The 15,106-nt window shown below is 71.3% G+C and carries 12 protein-coding genes; 5 read left to right on the forward strand and 7 right to left on the reverse strand.

Annotated features, from left to right (window positions below; translation table 11 throughout):
- Positions 1 to 171 precede the first annotated feature (171 nt).
- From ACQEVG_RS26055 to ACQEVG_RS26065, 3 genes are all read right to left on the reverse strand, one after another.
- Positions 172 to 1,317, reverse strand: coding sequence for a HAMP domain-containing sensor histidine kinase (locus tag ACQEVG_RS26055; RefSeq protein WP_432988085.1), 1,146 nt, complete (start codon positions 1,315 to 1,317; stop codon positions 172 to 174).
- Positions 1,314 to 2,051 carry a response regulator transcription factor gene (locus ACQEVG_RS26060; RefSeq protein ID WP_360881822.1) on the reverse strand — a complete coding sequence of 246 codons (738 nt, stop codon included), beginning with the start codon at positions 2,049 to 2,051 and terminating at the stop codon, positions 1,314 to 1,316. Before ACQEVG_RS26060 ends, ACQEVG_RS26055 begins: the two co-directional genes overlap by 4 nt.
- A gap of 91 nt (positions 2,052 to 2,142) precedes the next feature.
- Positions 2,143 to 2,829, reverse strand: coding sequence for a spermidine synthase (locus ACQEVG_RS26065; RefSeq protein WP_432988088.1), 687 nt, complete (start codon positions 2,827 to 2,829; stop codon positions 2,143 to 2,145).
- Positions 2,830 to 3,130: 301 nt separating this feature from the next.
- On the opposite strand from ACQEVG_RS26065, the gene ACQEVG_RS26070 reads away from it, so the two are divergent.
- Complete coding sequence (locus tag ACQEVG_RS26070; protein ID WP_432988090.1) at positions 3,131 to 3,955, forward strand: rhomboid-like protein; 825 nt, start codon at positions 3,131 to 3,133, stop codon at positions 3,953 to 3,955.
- Here the strand turns inward: ACQEVG_RS26070 and ACQEVG_RS26075 are convergent.
- The gene (locus ACQEVG_RS26075; protein ID WP_432988092.1) at positions 3,911 to 4,444 is read right to left on the reverse strand and encodes a protealysin inhibitor emfourin; all 534 of its coding nucleotides are present in this window, start codon (positions 4,442 to 4,444) and stop codon (positions 3,911 to 3,913) included. The genes ACQEVG_RS26070 and ACQEVG_RS26075 overlap by 45 nt on opposite strands.
- A gap of 192 nt (positions 4,445 to 4,636) precedes the next feature.
- Here ACQEVG_RS26075 and lon point away from each other — a divergent pair, with 192 nt between their 5' ends.
- Entirely contained in the window at positions 4,637 to 7,066 is a 2,430-nt protein-coding gene (lon, locus tag ACQEVG_RS26080) for an endopeptidase La (protein ID WP_432988094.1), read from the forward strand.
- A 72-nt stretch (positions 7,067 to 7,138) separates the two neighbouring features.
- On the opposite strand, the gene ACQEVG_RS26085 is transcribed toward lon, so the two are convergent.
- Together ACQEVG_RS26085 and ACQEVG_RS26090 are read right to left on the reverse strand one after the other, a co-directional pair.
- Positions 7,139 to 8,056 carry a trypsin-like serine peptidase gene (locus ACQEVG_RS26085; protein WP_432988096.1) on the reverse strand — a complete coding sequence of 306 codons (918 nt, stop codon included), beginning with the start codon at positions 8,054 to 8,056 and terminating at the stop codon, positions 7,139 to 7,141.
- Positions 8,057 to 8,082: 26 nt separating this feature from the next.
- Positions 8,083 to 9,090, reverse strand: a complete 1,008-nt coding sequence (locus ACQEVG_RS26090) for a helix-turn-helix domain-containing protein (RefSeq protein WP_432988098.1) — start codon at positions 9,088 to 9,090, stop codon at positions 8,083 to 8,085.
- 185 nt (positions 9,091 to 9,275) lie between these two features.
- On the opposite strand from ACQEVG_RS26090, the gene ACQEVG_RS26095 reads away from it, so the two are divergent.
- The 3 genes from ACQEVG_RS26095 (at position 9,276) to ACQEVG_RS26105 (ending at position 13,617) form a co-directional block, all read left to right on the forward strand.
- The gene (locus ACQEVG_RS26095; RefSeq protein WP_432988100.1) at positions 9,276 to 12,080 is read left to right on the forward strand and encodes a M4 family metallopeptidase; all 2,805 of its coding nucleotides are present in this window, start codon (positions 9,276 to 9,278) and stop codon (positions 12,078 to 12,080) included.
- A gap of 63 nt (positions 12,081 to 12,143) precedes the next feature.
- Positions 12,144 to 12,968, forward strand: coding sequence for a pentapeptide repeat-containing protein (locus tag ACQEVG_RS26100; protein ID WP_432988102.1), 825 nt, complete (start codon positions 12,144 to 12,146; stop codon positions 12,966 to 12,968).
- Between the two features lie 166 nt (positions 12,969 to 13,134).
- Positions 13,135 to 13,617, forward strand: coding sequence for a MarR family winged helix-turn-helix transcriptional regulator (locus tag ACQEVG_RS26105; RefSeq protein WP_432988104.1), 483 nt, complete (start codon positions 13,135 to 13,137; stop codon positions 13,615 to 13,617).
- A gap of 352 nt (positions 13,618 to 13,969) precedes the next feature.
- Here the strand turns inward: ACQEVG_RS26105 and ACQEVG_RS26110 are convergent, their stop codons facing one another.
- Positions 13,970 to 14,758, reverse strand: coding sequence for a hypothetical protein (locus ACQEVG_RS26110; RefSeq protein ID WP_432988106.1), 789 nt, complete (start codon positions 14,756 to 14,758; stop codon positions 13,970 to 13,972).
- Positions 14,759 to 15,106 lie beyond the last annotated feature (348 nt).

Raw genomic sequence — 15,106 nt, forward strand, 5'->3', positions numbered from 1 at the left:
GGTGCCCGCGGGTACTGCGAGGCGCGCGTCGGCCCCATCGGAGCGGCTGACGCCGGGCGAAAATCTGCGGCCACGGCCCGTCGGCTCGTACACCTGACGGGTACTGAGCCGGGTTCGGGCACGCCCTCACTGCATACACGCAGAACGCGCGCTTCCGGTTCGAACCCTACGTCAACCGCGCGCCGCCGGGGCCCCCGGCAAGGTCACGAGAATGCGGCAGCCCCGGGACGATTCGGCCACCCCGATGCGGCCGCCGTGCAGATCGACCGCCCAGCGTGCGATCGCGAGGCCCAGGCCGGTACCGCCGTCGCTGCCCTTGCCGTGCGGGGCCGTGACGCTGCCCCGGTTGAAGCGCTCGAAGACCCGGTGGCGCTCCTGCTCGGGGATGCCGGGGCCCTCGTCGACCACTTCCAGGTCCAGGGACTCCGGCAGCGAACCGCGGCGGGCCCGTACCGTCACACGGCCGTGCGGCGGCGAGTGCTTGACCGCGTTGTCGATCAGATTGGCCACCACCTGGTGCAGCCGCTCCGCGTCCGCGTGCGCGGTCAGCTCGGGCGGCGACACATCCAGGTGCAGATGCACGTCGGTACGGGTGTGATGGCCGGACCCGGAGGTCAGACCGCGCTGCGCGGCGGCCAGATTGGCCTCCTTCAGCACGCCCGAGAGATACGGCCACACCTCGAAGCGGCGGGCCCGCAGCGGTACGACGCCGTTGTCGAGGCGGGACAGATCCAGCAGCGTCTCGACCAGCCGGCCCAGGCGCTCCGTCTGCTTCAGCGCCGTGCGCATGGTCTCCGGGTCGGCGGCGGACACCCCGTCGACGACGTTCTCCAGGACGGCGCGCAGCGCGGCGATCGGGGTGCGTAGTTCGTGCGAGACATTGGCGACCAGCTCCTTGCGGTGCTGGTCCACGGCCTCCAGGTCGTCGGCCATGCGGTTGATGGTGGAGGCGAGGTCACCGAGCTCGTCGCGGCGGTCGGCGCCGCGCACCCGGCGGGTGTAGTCGCCGTGCGATATGCCCTTGGCGACGGTGGTCATCTCGTCCAGCGGCGCGGTCAGACCGTGCGCCACGAACTGGGTGATCAGCAGGGTGGCGATCACCGAGAAGACGGTGATGAAGCGCAGTTCCGTCTGGGTGCGCACGGCCACCAGCAGCAGGCCGGTGGTGATGAAGACCGAGACGACGACCAGCGTGCCCAGCTTGGTCTTGATCGAGATGGAGACGGACCGCAGCCGGCTGCGCCGGCCGGCGCGCCGGGGCGGCCGGTCCCGCCGGCTCTCGCGGCCGGGACGTCGTCCCCCGCGCCGCCCTCTCATGGCGCCGGCGTCTCCAGCGCGTAGCCGACACCGTGGACGGTACGAATGCGCTCGGCGCCGATCTTCCGGCGCAGGGCCTTGATGTGGCTGTCGACGGTACGGGTGCCGGAGGCATCGGCCCAGTCCCACACCTCCGCGAGCAGCTGCTCGCGGGAGAGGACCGCGCGCGGCGTGTTCGCCAGGCAGACCAGCAGGTCGAACTCGGTGGGGGTGAGATGCACGTCCTCACCGCGCACCCGGACCCGGCGCTGGGCGTGGTCGATCTCCAGTTCACCGAGGCGGAGGATGCCGCTGCGCGGAGTCACCGCGGCGAGGGCGGCGCGTTCCACGCGGCGCAGCAGCACATGCACCCGGGCCGCGAGCTCGCGCATCGAGAACGGCTTGGTCATGTAGTCGTCGGCGCCGACGCCGAGGCCGACGAGCATGTCGGTCTCGTCGTCGCGCGCCGTGAGCATCAGGACCGGGACGGGGCGCTGTGCCTGGACCCGGCGGCAGACCTCCAGGCCGTCGAAGCCCGGCAGCATCACATCGAGAACCATGAGGTCGGGCTGCCAGGCCTCGGCCGCGTCGACGGCGGCCGGGCCGTCCGCGGCGGTCTGGACCATAAAGCCCTCCGCCCGTAGCCGGGCGGCGATGGCATCGACGATCGTCGAGTCGTCCTCGACGACCAGCACCCGGCGCTGGGCGCCGGGCGTGGCCGCGACGCCGTTGTGCGTGGTGTGTGTCTGCTCCATGGCCCCGCCCCTGTACGCGTTCTCGCGAGCTGCATGCCGGTGTAGATCCCGTGTGTAGGTCAGCAGCGTAAGGGCATGGACGGCATCCCGGCTACGCAGGGCGAACGGCGAGATGGACCACGTCCGGTACGCCTCGGGCAACCCGGATCTCTTCGGTTCTTACCCCGGTGAATCCGGCATTCCGCAACGCATCCTCAAAAGCGGAAGAGGGCTGCGCGGACCACACGGCGAGCACCCCGCCCGGCTCCAACCGGCCCTGGCAGGCGGCGAGTCCGGCCGGTGAGTAGAGGTTCTCGTTGTCGTCGGTGACCGTCCAGCCGGGGCCGTTGTCGATGTCCAGGCAGAGCGCGTCGTAACGGTCTGTGGCCGTGCGGAGGTGGGTGACGAGGTCCGTGTGAAGGATCACGCTGCGGGGGTCGGCGAGCGCGTCTCCGGAGATCCGGTCCAGCGGCCCCGAGCGGTGCCAGTCGATGATCGCCTGCTCGCGCTCGACGACGGTGATGCGCCGCCAGCGGGGGTTGGCGGCGGCCCGGACCAGGGAAAAGCCGACGCCGAGTCCACCGATGAGCAGGGCGGGGGCGGTCCGGCCGGCGGCGGCGAGCGCGTCGTACGCGGCGTCCACGAGCAGCCGCTCGGAGCGGCCGTCGGAGGTGTCCATGAGGAAGCATCCGTTGGCGATGATCTCGTGATGCTCGCCACGCTGCCGCAGCACGACCTCGCCGTGGGGGCCCTCGCGGCGGTCGAGGGTGACGGGGGCGGTATCGGTGTGCGGGGGCATCGGCGGTGACCTCCTGGGACGGGTAGGTGGCCATGGTCGCGGGGCGGGGCGAGCGGGACAAATGGTTTGAGCGTTCTCGGGGCGCGGGGGCTGCGCCCGATCCGGCCGGTCGGGGGCCGGTTCATGGGCTTCCGCACAGCCGTCTCACAGCCGCCGCACAGCTGGTCGGCGCAGTCTGACGTGGCCACGACGCCCGGGATGCTGCCCGGGTTGCCTCGTGTGGCGCACGTCATAGACGAGGGGGATGGTGATCGCGTTGGGTGGGGGATCGTTCGGGGGCTTGACGAGAGGGGCCTCACGCGTGGACCAGCTGACGACACGCGATCCGGCCACGGGCAAGGAGCTGCTGGGCGGCATACCGGCCCAGCGCTCGGCGCCGACGCGGGTGGCGATGCCCGCGCTGCCGCCCAGGCCCCTGCCTGCCCCGTGCCTACGGCTGCCGCTCTGGCGGCGGGCGCTCCACCTGCTGCCCACGCCGACCGGGACGCCGTTCACCTTCTGCTACATCCTCGTGCTGATCGTCACCTCGCTCTACGCGGAGCACGGCGATCCCGCAACCGTCTCCTCGCTGCTGCATGGCTCCAGTACCGATGTCGCCCATTTGGCGGATACGCCGCTGCTCGTTCTCGGCGCGAGCGCACTGTGGGTGGCAGGCGGCCTGGCGTCCCCGTACGCGGTCGCCTTCCTTTTCGTACTCACCGCGCTGGAACGCCGCATCGGCGGCTGGCGCACCGCCGGGGTCTTCCTGGCGGGCCATGTCGCGGCGACGCTGGCCACCGAGGTGCCCGTCGCGGTGTGGGTGGTGACCGGGCATCTGCCCGCCAGCTCGCTGCACCGCCTCGACTACGGCATCAGCTTCGGCCTGATGGCGAGCATCGGCGCGCTGGCCGGACTGCTCCGCCCCGTGCCGCGCGGGACGCTGCTCGGTTTTGTCTTCCTGATGCTCGTCCAGGACGCGGTGGCCTTCGAGGATCCGCTCACCGTGTGGGGCCACCCGCTTGCCCTGCTGTCCGGGATCGCTTGCTGGCCGCTGGTGCGCCGCTGGGCCCGGGAGCGCGGGTCAGTCGTCCAGGAACGCGCGTCAGTGGTCCGGCAGCGCGGCGAATACCTCCCGCAGGGCGGGTAGCCGCGCCGTCTCGTCGGTGGTCACGGTGTGGCCCTCGTACGTGATCCGGTAGGTGAAGCCGTCCGCGACGGGGCTTCCGGTGGCCTCGCGGGGGAGATGGGCGAAGTCCGCCTTCTCCAGGGCCCGGCGCAGGGCGGCCAGCTCGGCGGGCGACATCCGCCCGGAGCGGCCGGGTCCGGCTTTCTTGTACGTCTTGTATGTGCCGTCGTTCTGGACGACGAGGCGGTCGTTGACGCCGGCGAAGCCGCCGGTGACGGTCATCTCGACCAGCGTCCGCGCCGGGACGGGCGAGGTGGAGGCCGACGGCGAGGGTGGGCCTGACGGCGACGCCGCGCCCGGCGACGGTGAGCTCGGCGAGGACGTTCGCGGCGCGGCCCCGCCGTCATCGACACCGTCGCCCTCCGCGGGGGCCCCGCACCCTGCCGCGAGCGCAAGGGCCAGCACCACGCCCGCCGTCGTCATCCGTCGTCGCACACGCTTACGGCTCATGGCCCCAGCATGTGGGATCAGGCCGCCGGATCGCGGACTATTCCGGTGAGCGGGCCCTGGAGCTGCCGCCGAGCTTTGCGCACGAGCCGGGCGCGATCCTTGATCGCTGAGAGCGAACGGCACCCCGGGAACATCTCGCCCCCCTCGTGCATTGAGTCCGTACAGCTCAACTTCACTGCCTAAGGGGAGATCATGGCTGCTGAGTCCTCCGCGTTCACGCCGCTCACACTGCCCGTGCTGCCGCTCGACGACGAGGTCGTGCTGCCCGGAATGGTGGTGCCGCTCGACCTGTCCGACACCGACGTACGAGCCGCGGTGGAGGCTGCTCAGGCCGCCGCCCGGTCAAGTGGTGCAAGCAAGCCCACCGTCCTGCTTGTTCCGCGCGTCGACGGGAACTACCCGGGGATCGGCGTGCTGGGCACCGTCGAGCAGGTCGGCCGGCTCTCCGACGGCGACCCCGGCGCGCTCATCCGTGGCCGCGGCCGGGTGAAGATCGGCGCCGGCACCACAGGCCCGGGCGCCGCTCTGTGGGTCGAAGGCTCCCGTATAGAGGAGAGCGTGCCCGACCCGCTGCCCGGCCAGCTCACCGACCTGGTCAAGGAGTACAAGGCGCTGGCCACCGACTGGCTGAAGAAACGCGGCGCCTGGCAGGTCGTGGACCGCGTCCAGCAGATCGACGACGTCTCGCAGCTCGCGGACAACGCCGGCTACTCACCGTTCCTGACCACCGCCCAGAAGATCGAACTGCTGGAGACCGCCGACCCGGTGGCCCGGCTGAAGCTCGCCACCGAGCAGCTGCGCGAGCACCTCGCCGAGCAGGACGTCGCCGAGTCCATCGCCAAGGACGTCCAGGAAGGCGTCGACAAGCAGCAGCGCGAATTCCTGCTGCGCCGCCAGCTCGAAGCCGTACGCAAGGAGCTGCGCGAGCTCAACGGCGGGGCCACCGACGCAGCGGACGAGTCCGACGACTACCGCGCCCGCGTCGAGGCCGCCGACCTGCCCGAGAAGGTGCGCGAAGCCGCCCTCAAGGAGGTCGAGAAGCTGGAGCGGTCCAGCGACCAGAACCCCGAGGGCTCCTGGATCCGCACCTGGCTGGACACCGTCCTCGAACTGCCGTGGAACGAGCGAACCGATGACAGCGGGGCCGGGTACGACATCCAGGGCGCCAGGTCGATCCTGGACGCCGAGCACGCGGGCCTGCAGGACGTGAAGGAACGGATCACCGAATACCTGGCGGTGCGCAAGCGGCGAGCCGACCGGGGGCTCGGCGTGGTCGGCGGGCGGCGCGGGGGCGCGGTTCTGGCGCTCGTCGGCCCGCCGGGAGTCGGCAAGACCTCGCTCGGCGAGTCGGTCGCGCACGCGATGGGGCGGAAGTTCGTCCGGGTCGCGCTCGGCGGCGTACGGGACGAGGCGGAGATCCGCGGGCACCGGCGTACGTACGTCGGGGCGCTGCCCGGCCGTATCGTCCGGGCGATCAAGGAGGCCGGTTCGATGAACCCGGTCGTCCTGCTCGACGAGATCGACAAGGTCGGCTCCGACTTCCGGGGCGACCCGGCGGCCGCCCTGCTCGAAGTGCTGGACCCGGCGCAGAACCACACCTTCCGCGACCACTATCTGGAGGTCGAACTCGACCTGTCCGACGTGGTGTTCCTGGCCACGGCGAACGTCCTCGAAGCCATCCCGGAGGCTCTGCTCGACCGGATGGAGCTGGTCAGGCTCGACGGCTACACCGAGGACGAGAAGGTCGTCATCGCGCGGGACCACCTGCTGCCGCGCCAGCTGGAGCGGGCGGGTCTGGAGCCCGGCGAGGTCGTCCTGGAGGTCTCGGCGCTGCGCAAGCTCGCGGGCGAGTACACGCGGGAGGCGGGCGTCCGTAACCTGGAGCGTTCGGTGGCCCGGCTGCTGCGCAAGGTGGCGGCACAGCACGAACTCGGCGAGCGCGAGCTGCCGTTCACCATCGCCGACACCGATCTGCGGGCGCTCATCGGACGGCCGCACCATGTGCCCGAGTCCGCGCAGGACCCGGCCGAGCGGCGGACCGCCGTGCCCGGTGTGGCCACCGGTCTCGCGGTCACCGGCGCGGGCGGCGACGTGCTGTTCGTCGAGGCGTCGCTGGCCGACCCGGAGACGGGCGCGGCGGGGCTGACGCTCACCGGTCAGCTCGGCGATGTGATGAAGGAGTCCGCACAGATCGCGCTCTCCTTCCTCCGCTCGCACGGCGCCGAACTGGAGCTGCCCGTGGCCGATCTGAAGGACCGGGGCGTGCACATCCACTTCCCGGCGGGCGCGGTGCCGAAGGACGGCCCGAGCGCGGGCATCACCATGACGTCGGCGCTGGCGTCGCTGCTTTCCGGACGCCAGGTGCGTACGGATGTGGCGATGACGGGTGAGGTGTCGCTGACCGGGCGGGTGCTGCCGATCGGCGGTCTGAAGCAGAAGCTCCTCGCCGCGCACCGGGCCGGGATCACGACGGTCGTGATCCCCAAGCGGAACGAGCCGGACCTGGACGATGTCCCGGCCGAGATCCTGGACAAGCTGGAGGTCCACCCGGTGACCGATGTCCGGCAGGTGCTGGAGATCGCGCTCTCGCCGGCCGAGATGCCGGTGACGGCCGCGGCCTGATCCCCGGTCTGTTCCCCGGCCCGATCTCCGGCCGAAGGGCCCGGCGGCACGCCCGCCGCCGGGCCCTTCGCGCTACGACCCCGCGGCCTCCTCGTACACCTCGCGGGTGCGGTCGTCGAAGAGGGCGGCCGTCGACTCGCTGTCGGTGTCGCCGCCGCTCAGTACGCCGATGAGCCGGCCCTGGTGCTTGGCGTCCCGGTAGTCCGCCAGCCAGGGGCCGCCGCTGGTGCCCTCCCAGAAGCCCGCGCACTCCATGAGCAGCATCCGGGGCAGATCCGGGTCGGGGCGGGTGTCGGTGGTGCAGGCGATGGGGCGGTTGCCGGGGTTGTGCTGCTTGTTGGGGTAGCCGACGACCGTGACCCGCCGGTCGGGGGCCGACGACCAGTCGGGGGTGGCGGCGCCGACGACCTGCTGCACCTGACGTCCCCTGGCGTCCGGCGCCAGGGTCAGGAACGCGTAGTCGGCGGCATCTGCGTCCTCGGCGTCCTCGGTCCAGCGCTCGTCGAGGTGTACGGAGCCGACCTTCCAGCGTCCGTACGGATACCTCCCCTTGCCCTGGCCCGTGAACCCGGGCGCGAACTCCAGCTCGCCCGGCTCGTAGGCGGGATCGCCACCGGCGTCCTGGAGACAGTGCGCGGCGGTGGCGATGATGTTGCCCTTGGAGCTGCTGACGACGCTGGCGGTACAGAAGTGCTCGCCCTGCGAGTCGATGAGCACGCCGACGGAGGAGGCCCCGGCGAAGGGGACCGCCGACGACCGCGGCTCGGGCGCGGCGGCGCGCGCAGCGGACTCGCCGGACTTGGTGGCCCTGGGCAGCGCGGCGGAGGACGCGGGCCCGGCACAGGAGTTCAGGGTCAGCCCGAGCAGCAGGACGAGCAGGAACGGACGCGCGCGTCTGCCTCCTGCGCAGACGGCTCTTCCTGCGCGCCGGCCCGTGCCCCGCGCAGCGGGCGTCGTGGTTGTCGTGCTCGTACGGCTGTGCCACGTCATTCGGACATCTTGCCGCTTCATGGCTCTCAGTCCAGCCAGCCCCTCAACGTCGCCTGCGCTCCCGCCTGGAAGCGGGTCTCCGCGCCCAGTGTCTCCAGCAGACTGCTGATCCGCCGGCGGGCGGTATGAACATGGACGCCCAGACGGCGGGCGATTGCCTCGTCCTTCAGGCCCGCGGCCAGCAGCCCCAGCAGTTCCTTCTGCGCCTTCGGGACCGCGGCGCACGCCCCGCCCGTGCCGCCGAGTGGGGTCGCCCGGTCCCAGACCGTTTCGAACAACGGCAGCAGCGCGTTGCGCAGCAGCCCGTCGCCTATCACCAGCGCGGTGGCCCTGGGGTCCGCCGCGTCCGTCGGCGGGAGCAGGGTGATCCGCCGGTCCACGGCGATCAGTTTGGTGGGGATCGCGGTCGCCACCCGTGCCCGCAGGCCCTGTTCGACCAGGACAGTCACCGAGCGCATCCGCCCGGGATGGGCGAGCCCGTCCCGGTCCAGGACGGTCCGTACCTCCACGCCCCGGTCGAGGAGCGCCTCGATGTCCAGCCCCGGCGTGCGGGAACTGTCGTCACCCCGCGGCCCCTTCACATACGGCGGGCGGTCCAGGATCGCCACCTCCCGCTCAGCCGACGCCAGGAGATACTCCGCGCGCTCGCCGATCGCCCGCGGGCCCGTCACCACCTCGATACCGCACTCGGGCGCGCTGGGTGACCCGGACATCAGCCGACCCGCCAGCTGGTCCGCGGTCATCCGTAATCGTTCCAACTCAGCGGAGCGTAAATGCAGTTCGGCCTGACGGCGGTGGATGAGCGTACGGATCGCGGCTGCGGGCGCGGCCGGATGCGGCAGCCCGTCCCCGACCGCCGGCAGCGCGAGGCCGTGTTCGACCAGCCGGCCGAGCAGCAGGTCGAGCCGTTCCCTCGGCAGCCCGAGCAGCCGCGCCAACTCCTCCGCCCCGGCGGCCCGTTCCTTGAGCAGTGCCTCATAGGTGCGTTCCTCGGCCTCCCCCAGGCCAAGGGTGTGCAATTCCCCCTCGGTCATCCTCGGATTCTCACTCCCTCTTCACGGGCCACACAAGTGTGCGTGTCCACTTGTCAACACGCCGACCACATTGATCGGTTGGCGCCTCGCCGGTTGCATGGCCATGACCACCTTTACGGCTTGACCAGCACGTGGGAGGGGTACGAACTGTGCGCAAGGCCAGAACAAGCACACAGAGATCGGGCATGACCAGGGGGACCGGTCTCGCCACTCTGCTAGGCGTCGCCGGGCTGTTGCTCACCGCGGTACCGGCGCAGGCGGTCACCCCGCCGGCCGCCGCACCGCCCGCCGACGTCATTCCGGGGGCCGAGACGGCCACCCCGTTGCTCGTCGACGGAATCCGGGAGGCGGCGGACGCCAAGGCCAGTCCCGCCGACGCGGCCCGCAGCCATCTCGCCGCCAAGGAGAGCCGCTACAAGATCGCCGACGCGCGGCGCGACCTCGCGCCGCTGGGGACCGTCAAACATGGCTCGGAAGAGACCGTGCGGCTGCAGCAGAAGCACCACGGCATCCCGGTGTTCGGCGGCCAGTACGTCGTCCGGATGGAGACCAAGGGCGGCAAGCGTGTCGTCACCGGCACCTCCGGCAAGTACTTCACCGGCCTGAAGACGGACACGAAGGCGACGGTCAGCAAGGAGACCGCGGAGCGCCGCGCCCTCGCGGCGACCGCCAGACGCCTCGGCGGCAAGACGCTGAGCAAGGCCGACGCGATACGCGCCAAGGGGGCCAGGTCCGCCAAGGCGGCCGCGCTCACCGCCACCACCGGCGGCCTCGTGGTGATCCCGCGCGGCGAGGGCGTACTCGCCCACCACGTGACCGTACGCGGCACGAACCCCAGCACCGGCGAACCGGTGCTGCAGCAGGTCTACATCGACGCCCGCGCCGGGTACCCGGTGCTGCAGTTCAGCGGCATCAAGACGCTGACGGCGGCGCCGAACGCGGCGTCCGGCGGCACCGCGAAGGCGGCCCCCACGGGGAGCGCCCGCGCGGCCGCGGCCGACCCCGGCACCCTCGTCACAGGCAGCGGCGTGAAGCTCGACAGCGCGAAGGTGGACCTCGACCTCTACCTCCCCGCCGCCAACACGTATGTGATGTCCGACCACTCGCGGATGGCGGACACCAGCAAGAACACCCTCACCACCTGGGACGCCCGCGACCGCGACGTCAGCGAGGTGGCGGGCGCCTGGCCCGCCGGGCTGAAGGAGTTCAGCGGCCCCGGCAAGGAATTCGGCAAGGACGCCACCGAGTCCGGCGCGGTGGACGCCCACTGGGCGGCCGGGAAGGTCTACGACTACTACCGCAAGAACCATGCCCGCGACAGCCTGGACGGCCGCGGCATGACCATCAATTCCCTGGTCGGCGTGACCTACTTCGGCGGTCCGTACGTCAACGCTTTCTGGGACGGCCAGAAGATGGTCTACGGCAGTGGCGACGAGGAGTACAAGCCGCTCTCCGCCGACCTCGACGTGGTGGGCCACGAGATGACGCACGGCGTCGTCGAGAGCACCGCCAACCTCGTCTACGCCGGCCAGTCCGGGGCGCTCAACGAGGCGCTCGCCGACTACTTCGGCAATGCGATCGACACCGCCGCCTCCGGCGTCTCCATGGACGACCCGGACGCCGGTCTGATCGGCGAGGACCTCTGCCGTACGACCAAGCCGCGCGACTGCGCCTTCCGCAACCTCAACGACGGCGCGAGCACCTCGAAGAACTTCCTCGGGGTCACCTTCTCCGCCGACAACGGCGGCGTGCACCTCAACTCCACCATCTTCTCCGGCGCACTGTGGGACCTGCGCCAGGACGTGGGCGGGCAGCTCGCCGACCGCATCGTGTACAAGGCGCTCTCCGAGTACATGACGCCGCTCGACGGCTTCACGGACGGCCGCAACGCCGTGCTCGCGGCGGCCAAGGACCTCGGCGTCAGCGCCGGCGAACTGGGCGCGGTGAAGCGCTCCTTCAACGCCCACGGCATCGTCCCCGGCTGGGAGGACGCCCTCGGCGTCGACTCCGACCAGCTCCTCGGCAAGGTCAACACGACCGGCACCGGCGCCCAGGCGGGCGGCGGCTGGTGGACCACCTCCCAGTCCAACGACGACGGCTCGGAGCCGTACTCCGTGTACGCGGGCCGTACGGACGGCAAGGGGGCGCCGAAGCTGATCAGCCCCAATGACGGGCGCTACCACGTGTACCCGGCGACCGACGGCAAGACGGTCGTCTGGGCGGCGTACGGCACGACCAGCCTCGACATCCTGTCCCGTCCGCTCGCGGGCGGTCCGATCAAGAAGCTCTACACCTCGACCACCGACGTCGGCGGCCTGCGGGTGGAGAACGGCGTCGTCGTCTTCGAGAGCTTCGGGATCTTCGGCGACCGGCACGTGGGCTATCTGCGCCCGGGCGACCGCACGCCCACCTTCGTGGACGGCGCGGGCTGGGAGATCCTCACCGCGCTCCCGTCGATCAAGAACGGGAAGCTCGCCTACGCCAAGCTGTATCCGGTCGGGGAGGAGTACAAGCTGGGCGTCGAGGTCTCTGACCTCACGACCGGCAAGTCCGCCCTCGCGCAGCAGCTCGGCGAGCCGCAGATCCTCGGCCAGACCGGAATCAACTCCACGCACGCCTTCTGGCTGGTGGACGAGAATCTGAACGACGAGGGGCAGATGGCCGTGCGCCGCTCAAGCCTGGACGGCACCGACACGGTGGACATCAGCTCCGAGAGCAAGCCGGCCGCGCTGCTGGCCTTCGACCTCACCGCCTCCGACGCCGCGGTCACCGTGAACGGCGCGAAGCCCGAGGTCGTGTTCGGCAATGAGTCGCTGCCGAAGCTGTGGCAGCTGACCACCGACGGCTCGCGCCAGGAGCGGGTCTCCTGCAACCGCGGCGAGCAGCTCTCCCCGGCCGCGGTCTCCGGCCGGCAGGTGGTCTGGATCGACGGCACGACGGGCTGGACCGATCTGGTCACCCGGGAGCGTCCGGCGGGCCTGTGCGGCTGACGCCCGGCAGTTGAGAGACGGACCCCCGGCGCCCGTGCGCCGGGGGTCCGCCACAATAGACCGATGGACACCGAGACCGCGAAACCCGAAGGCGGGGCCCTCAAGGGCGACTGCGGGAGCTGCTTCGGGCTGTGCTGTGCCGCGCTGCCGTTCGCGGCGTCGGCGGACTTCGCGATCAACAAGGACGCCGGGGAGCCGTGCCCCCATCTGAGGACGGACTTCCGCTGCGGCATCCACACCCGGCTGCGGCAGAGTGGCTTTCCGGGCTGCACGGTCTACGACTGTTTCGGCGCCGGACAGAAGGTCTCCCAGATCACCTTCGGCGGCCGGGACTGGCGGCAGGTGCCCCAGAGCGCGCAGCAGATGTTCGCGGTGTTCCCCGTCGTACGGCAGCTGCACGAGCTGCTCTGGTATCTGACCGAGGCGGTGAAGCTGCGCCAGGCCTCCTCGCTGCACGGCGAGCTCCAGGTACTGCTGGAGAAGACCGAGCGGCTCACCGGGCTGGGCCCGGAGGAGCTGGAAAAGCTTGATGTGGCTTCGCACCGGCAGGACGTCAATGTGCTGCTGCTCGGTACGAGCGAACTGGTCCGGGCCGGAGCGGGACGCAAGAAGAAGGACCGCAGGGGGGCGGACCTGGTCGGGGCGAGGCTCAGGGGCGCCGACCTCAGGGGCGCCAGTCTGCGGGGCGCGTATCTCATCGCCGCGGATCTGGCGGGCGCCGATCTGCGTCTCGCCGACCTCATCGGGGCCGACCTCAGGGACGCGGATCTTTCGGGTGCGGATCTGACCGGCAGCATCTTCCTCACCCAGCCGCAGCTCAATGCGGCGAAGGGGGACGCGGCCACGAGGCTGCCGGCCGGGCTGACCCGTCCCGCGCACTGGTTGTAACCAGCGGGCACGGGACGGGCACTGGTCTGCGCTCAGCCGTTGGCGAGCGCCGCGACGCGGTCGAGCGCGCCGTTGGTCTACGCCTGCGAAATACTGGCCGAGCTGCGGCGATGGGTGCCGCGGGAAGAAACCTTCAGGTTCCGGAAAGCGCGCGAGGGGTGCTGACGTGCACGAAAGCGGTACGGGGAGTGAAGCGGACCCCAAGGGCGGGAGCGGTGTGGACCAGGAATTCCTCGCCCTGGAACGGGAGTTGGCGGTCTTTCTGCGCCGGGCGCGGGCGTCCTCGGGCGAGATGGCACGCGAGGTCCACCCCGAGCTGGAGCCTGCGGCGTACGGACTGCTCGTCCGTCTGGAGGACGCGGGGCAGCAGCGCGCGACGGATCTCGCCGGGTACTTCGGCGTCGGCAAGGCGACGATGAGCCGCCAGCTGCGCGCGCTCGACGAACTCGGCCTGGTGACCCGCGAGCCGGACCCGGCGGACGGAAGGGCCTCACTCGTCCGCCTCACGGAGGAGGGCCGCGCCCGCTTCCGCCGGGTGAGGGACGCGCGGCGGGAGCGCTACGTGAGCAAACTGGCGGGCTGGGACCGCGGGGAGATCGCGGAACTGGCGCGTCTGCTGCACCAACTCAACGCGAGAGCGGAAAGCTGAGCCGGGGCTCGCTCTCGGGGGCTCCGCCCCCGAACCCCCGCGCCTGAATCGCCGGCGAGGCGAGTCACCGGGTTCGTGGTGGGCGTGGGCCAGGGGGCGTTGGTGGTCGTTGTCCGGTGGGTGGTTTCGCGGGCGAACCGCAGCGGGTTGACCTCGCACCGGCACCTCAATCGCCGGACGGGCGGAAATTCAAGCCCGTCCGGCGATTGAGGACACGCGCGAAGCGCGTACGGGGTCCGGGGCGGAGCCCCGAATTGCCGCGCCGCGAAGCCGGCGCGCCGGGGTCTGGGGCTTGCCCCCAGTTACGGGAAGGGGCGGGGTGGGGAAATACGCCCCCGCCCCGGCACCCGCGTCAGAGCTCCGCGAAAACCGCCGTCGCATCATCGTGCAGCTTCCACCGGACCACCTCCGTGCGCTCCCGCGCCGACGTCTCCACCGCCCTCACCCGGTCGATCAGCCCCCGTGCCCCCTCCTTGCGCAGCAGGGCCATGCACTCCGTCCAGCTGCCCTCCGCGAACATGTCGACCCAGCGCGACGCCCCGTCCGTCAGCGCCGCCACCGCCCCGACCTCGGCGCGCGGCGTGCTGCCCGTCACCGCGCGGGTCGATACCCCGGGGTCGGCCGCCGCCGTGAAGAAGCCGCCCTCCGCGTTGCGCAGCGCGTCCGCCGTGGCATGTGTGCGCAGTGCCTCGCGGGGCAGCCGGTCGATGCGGTCGTCCAGTACCGCCCGCACCTCCCCGGCCGGTGACTCGAGCAGCAGCGTCGAGTCGGAGAGCACCAGGTATTCCACCTCGTCCGCGGGGCCGCCCCAGCGCGCCAGGACCACCGTGGCCTGGGGTGTACGTACGTGAGAAAGGTCACAGGTGTCACCGTGGGCGTCCGCGGTGCGCCGGATTGCCTCCGAGAGGATCTCCGGCAGCGTCATATCCCGCCGCGAACCGGACAGTTCGATCAGTGCGCCACCCAGCCTCGCGGTGAACCAAGGCACACCATGCACACATCCGTCGTCGCCCGCCGGAGGTGTCACGCCGTCCAGCACCACGAGCGTTCCGCCCTGGCCCGAGGCAGGCAGGGCCACGGATGCCCAGTCCTCATTGAGGCGTTCCGGGGTGCCGGGGACGGAGGCCAGTTCGATACGCATGACCCCCAGTCTGCATGACTCCTTCACGTTGCCCGCATGAGTCCGCAATCGGCTCATACCGGCAGGTCAGGAGGGGTTCACCAGCCCCGGCAAGCGGGGCCGCAAAGCTGCGGGCGCGCATCCTCCCAAAGCCCGGCCGGAAGATCCAGCCCATGCCCCGCGCGCCGACGCCCGGCCCTCGGACGCCAGTTGTTTGCCCACTCCTGAGTGTTGTTCACTCCTTCGGGTGGCGGAGCGGCCGTTGCGCGCCTCCCTCCCAAAAGCGCTGGAATGGTCTGAAGCCGTACCAGGGGTGGGGCTTTCGTGTGTGACCGGTCGTCATCTCTGCTTCATGGCTGGACGAGTCAA

Source organism: Streptomyces sp. CA-135486 (assembly GCF_050936555.1).
Lineage (GTDB): Bacteria > Actinomycetota > Actinomycetes > Streptomycetales > Streptomycetaceae > Streptomyces.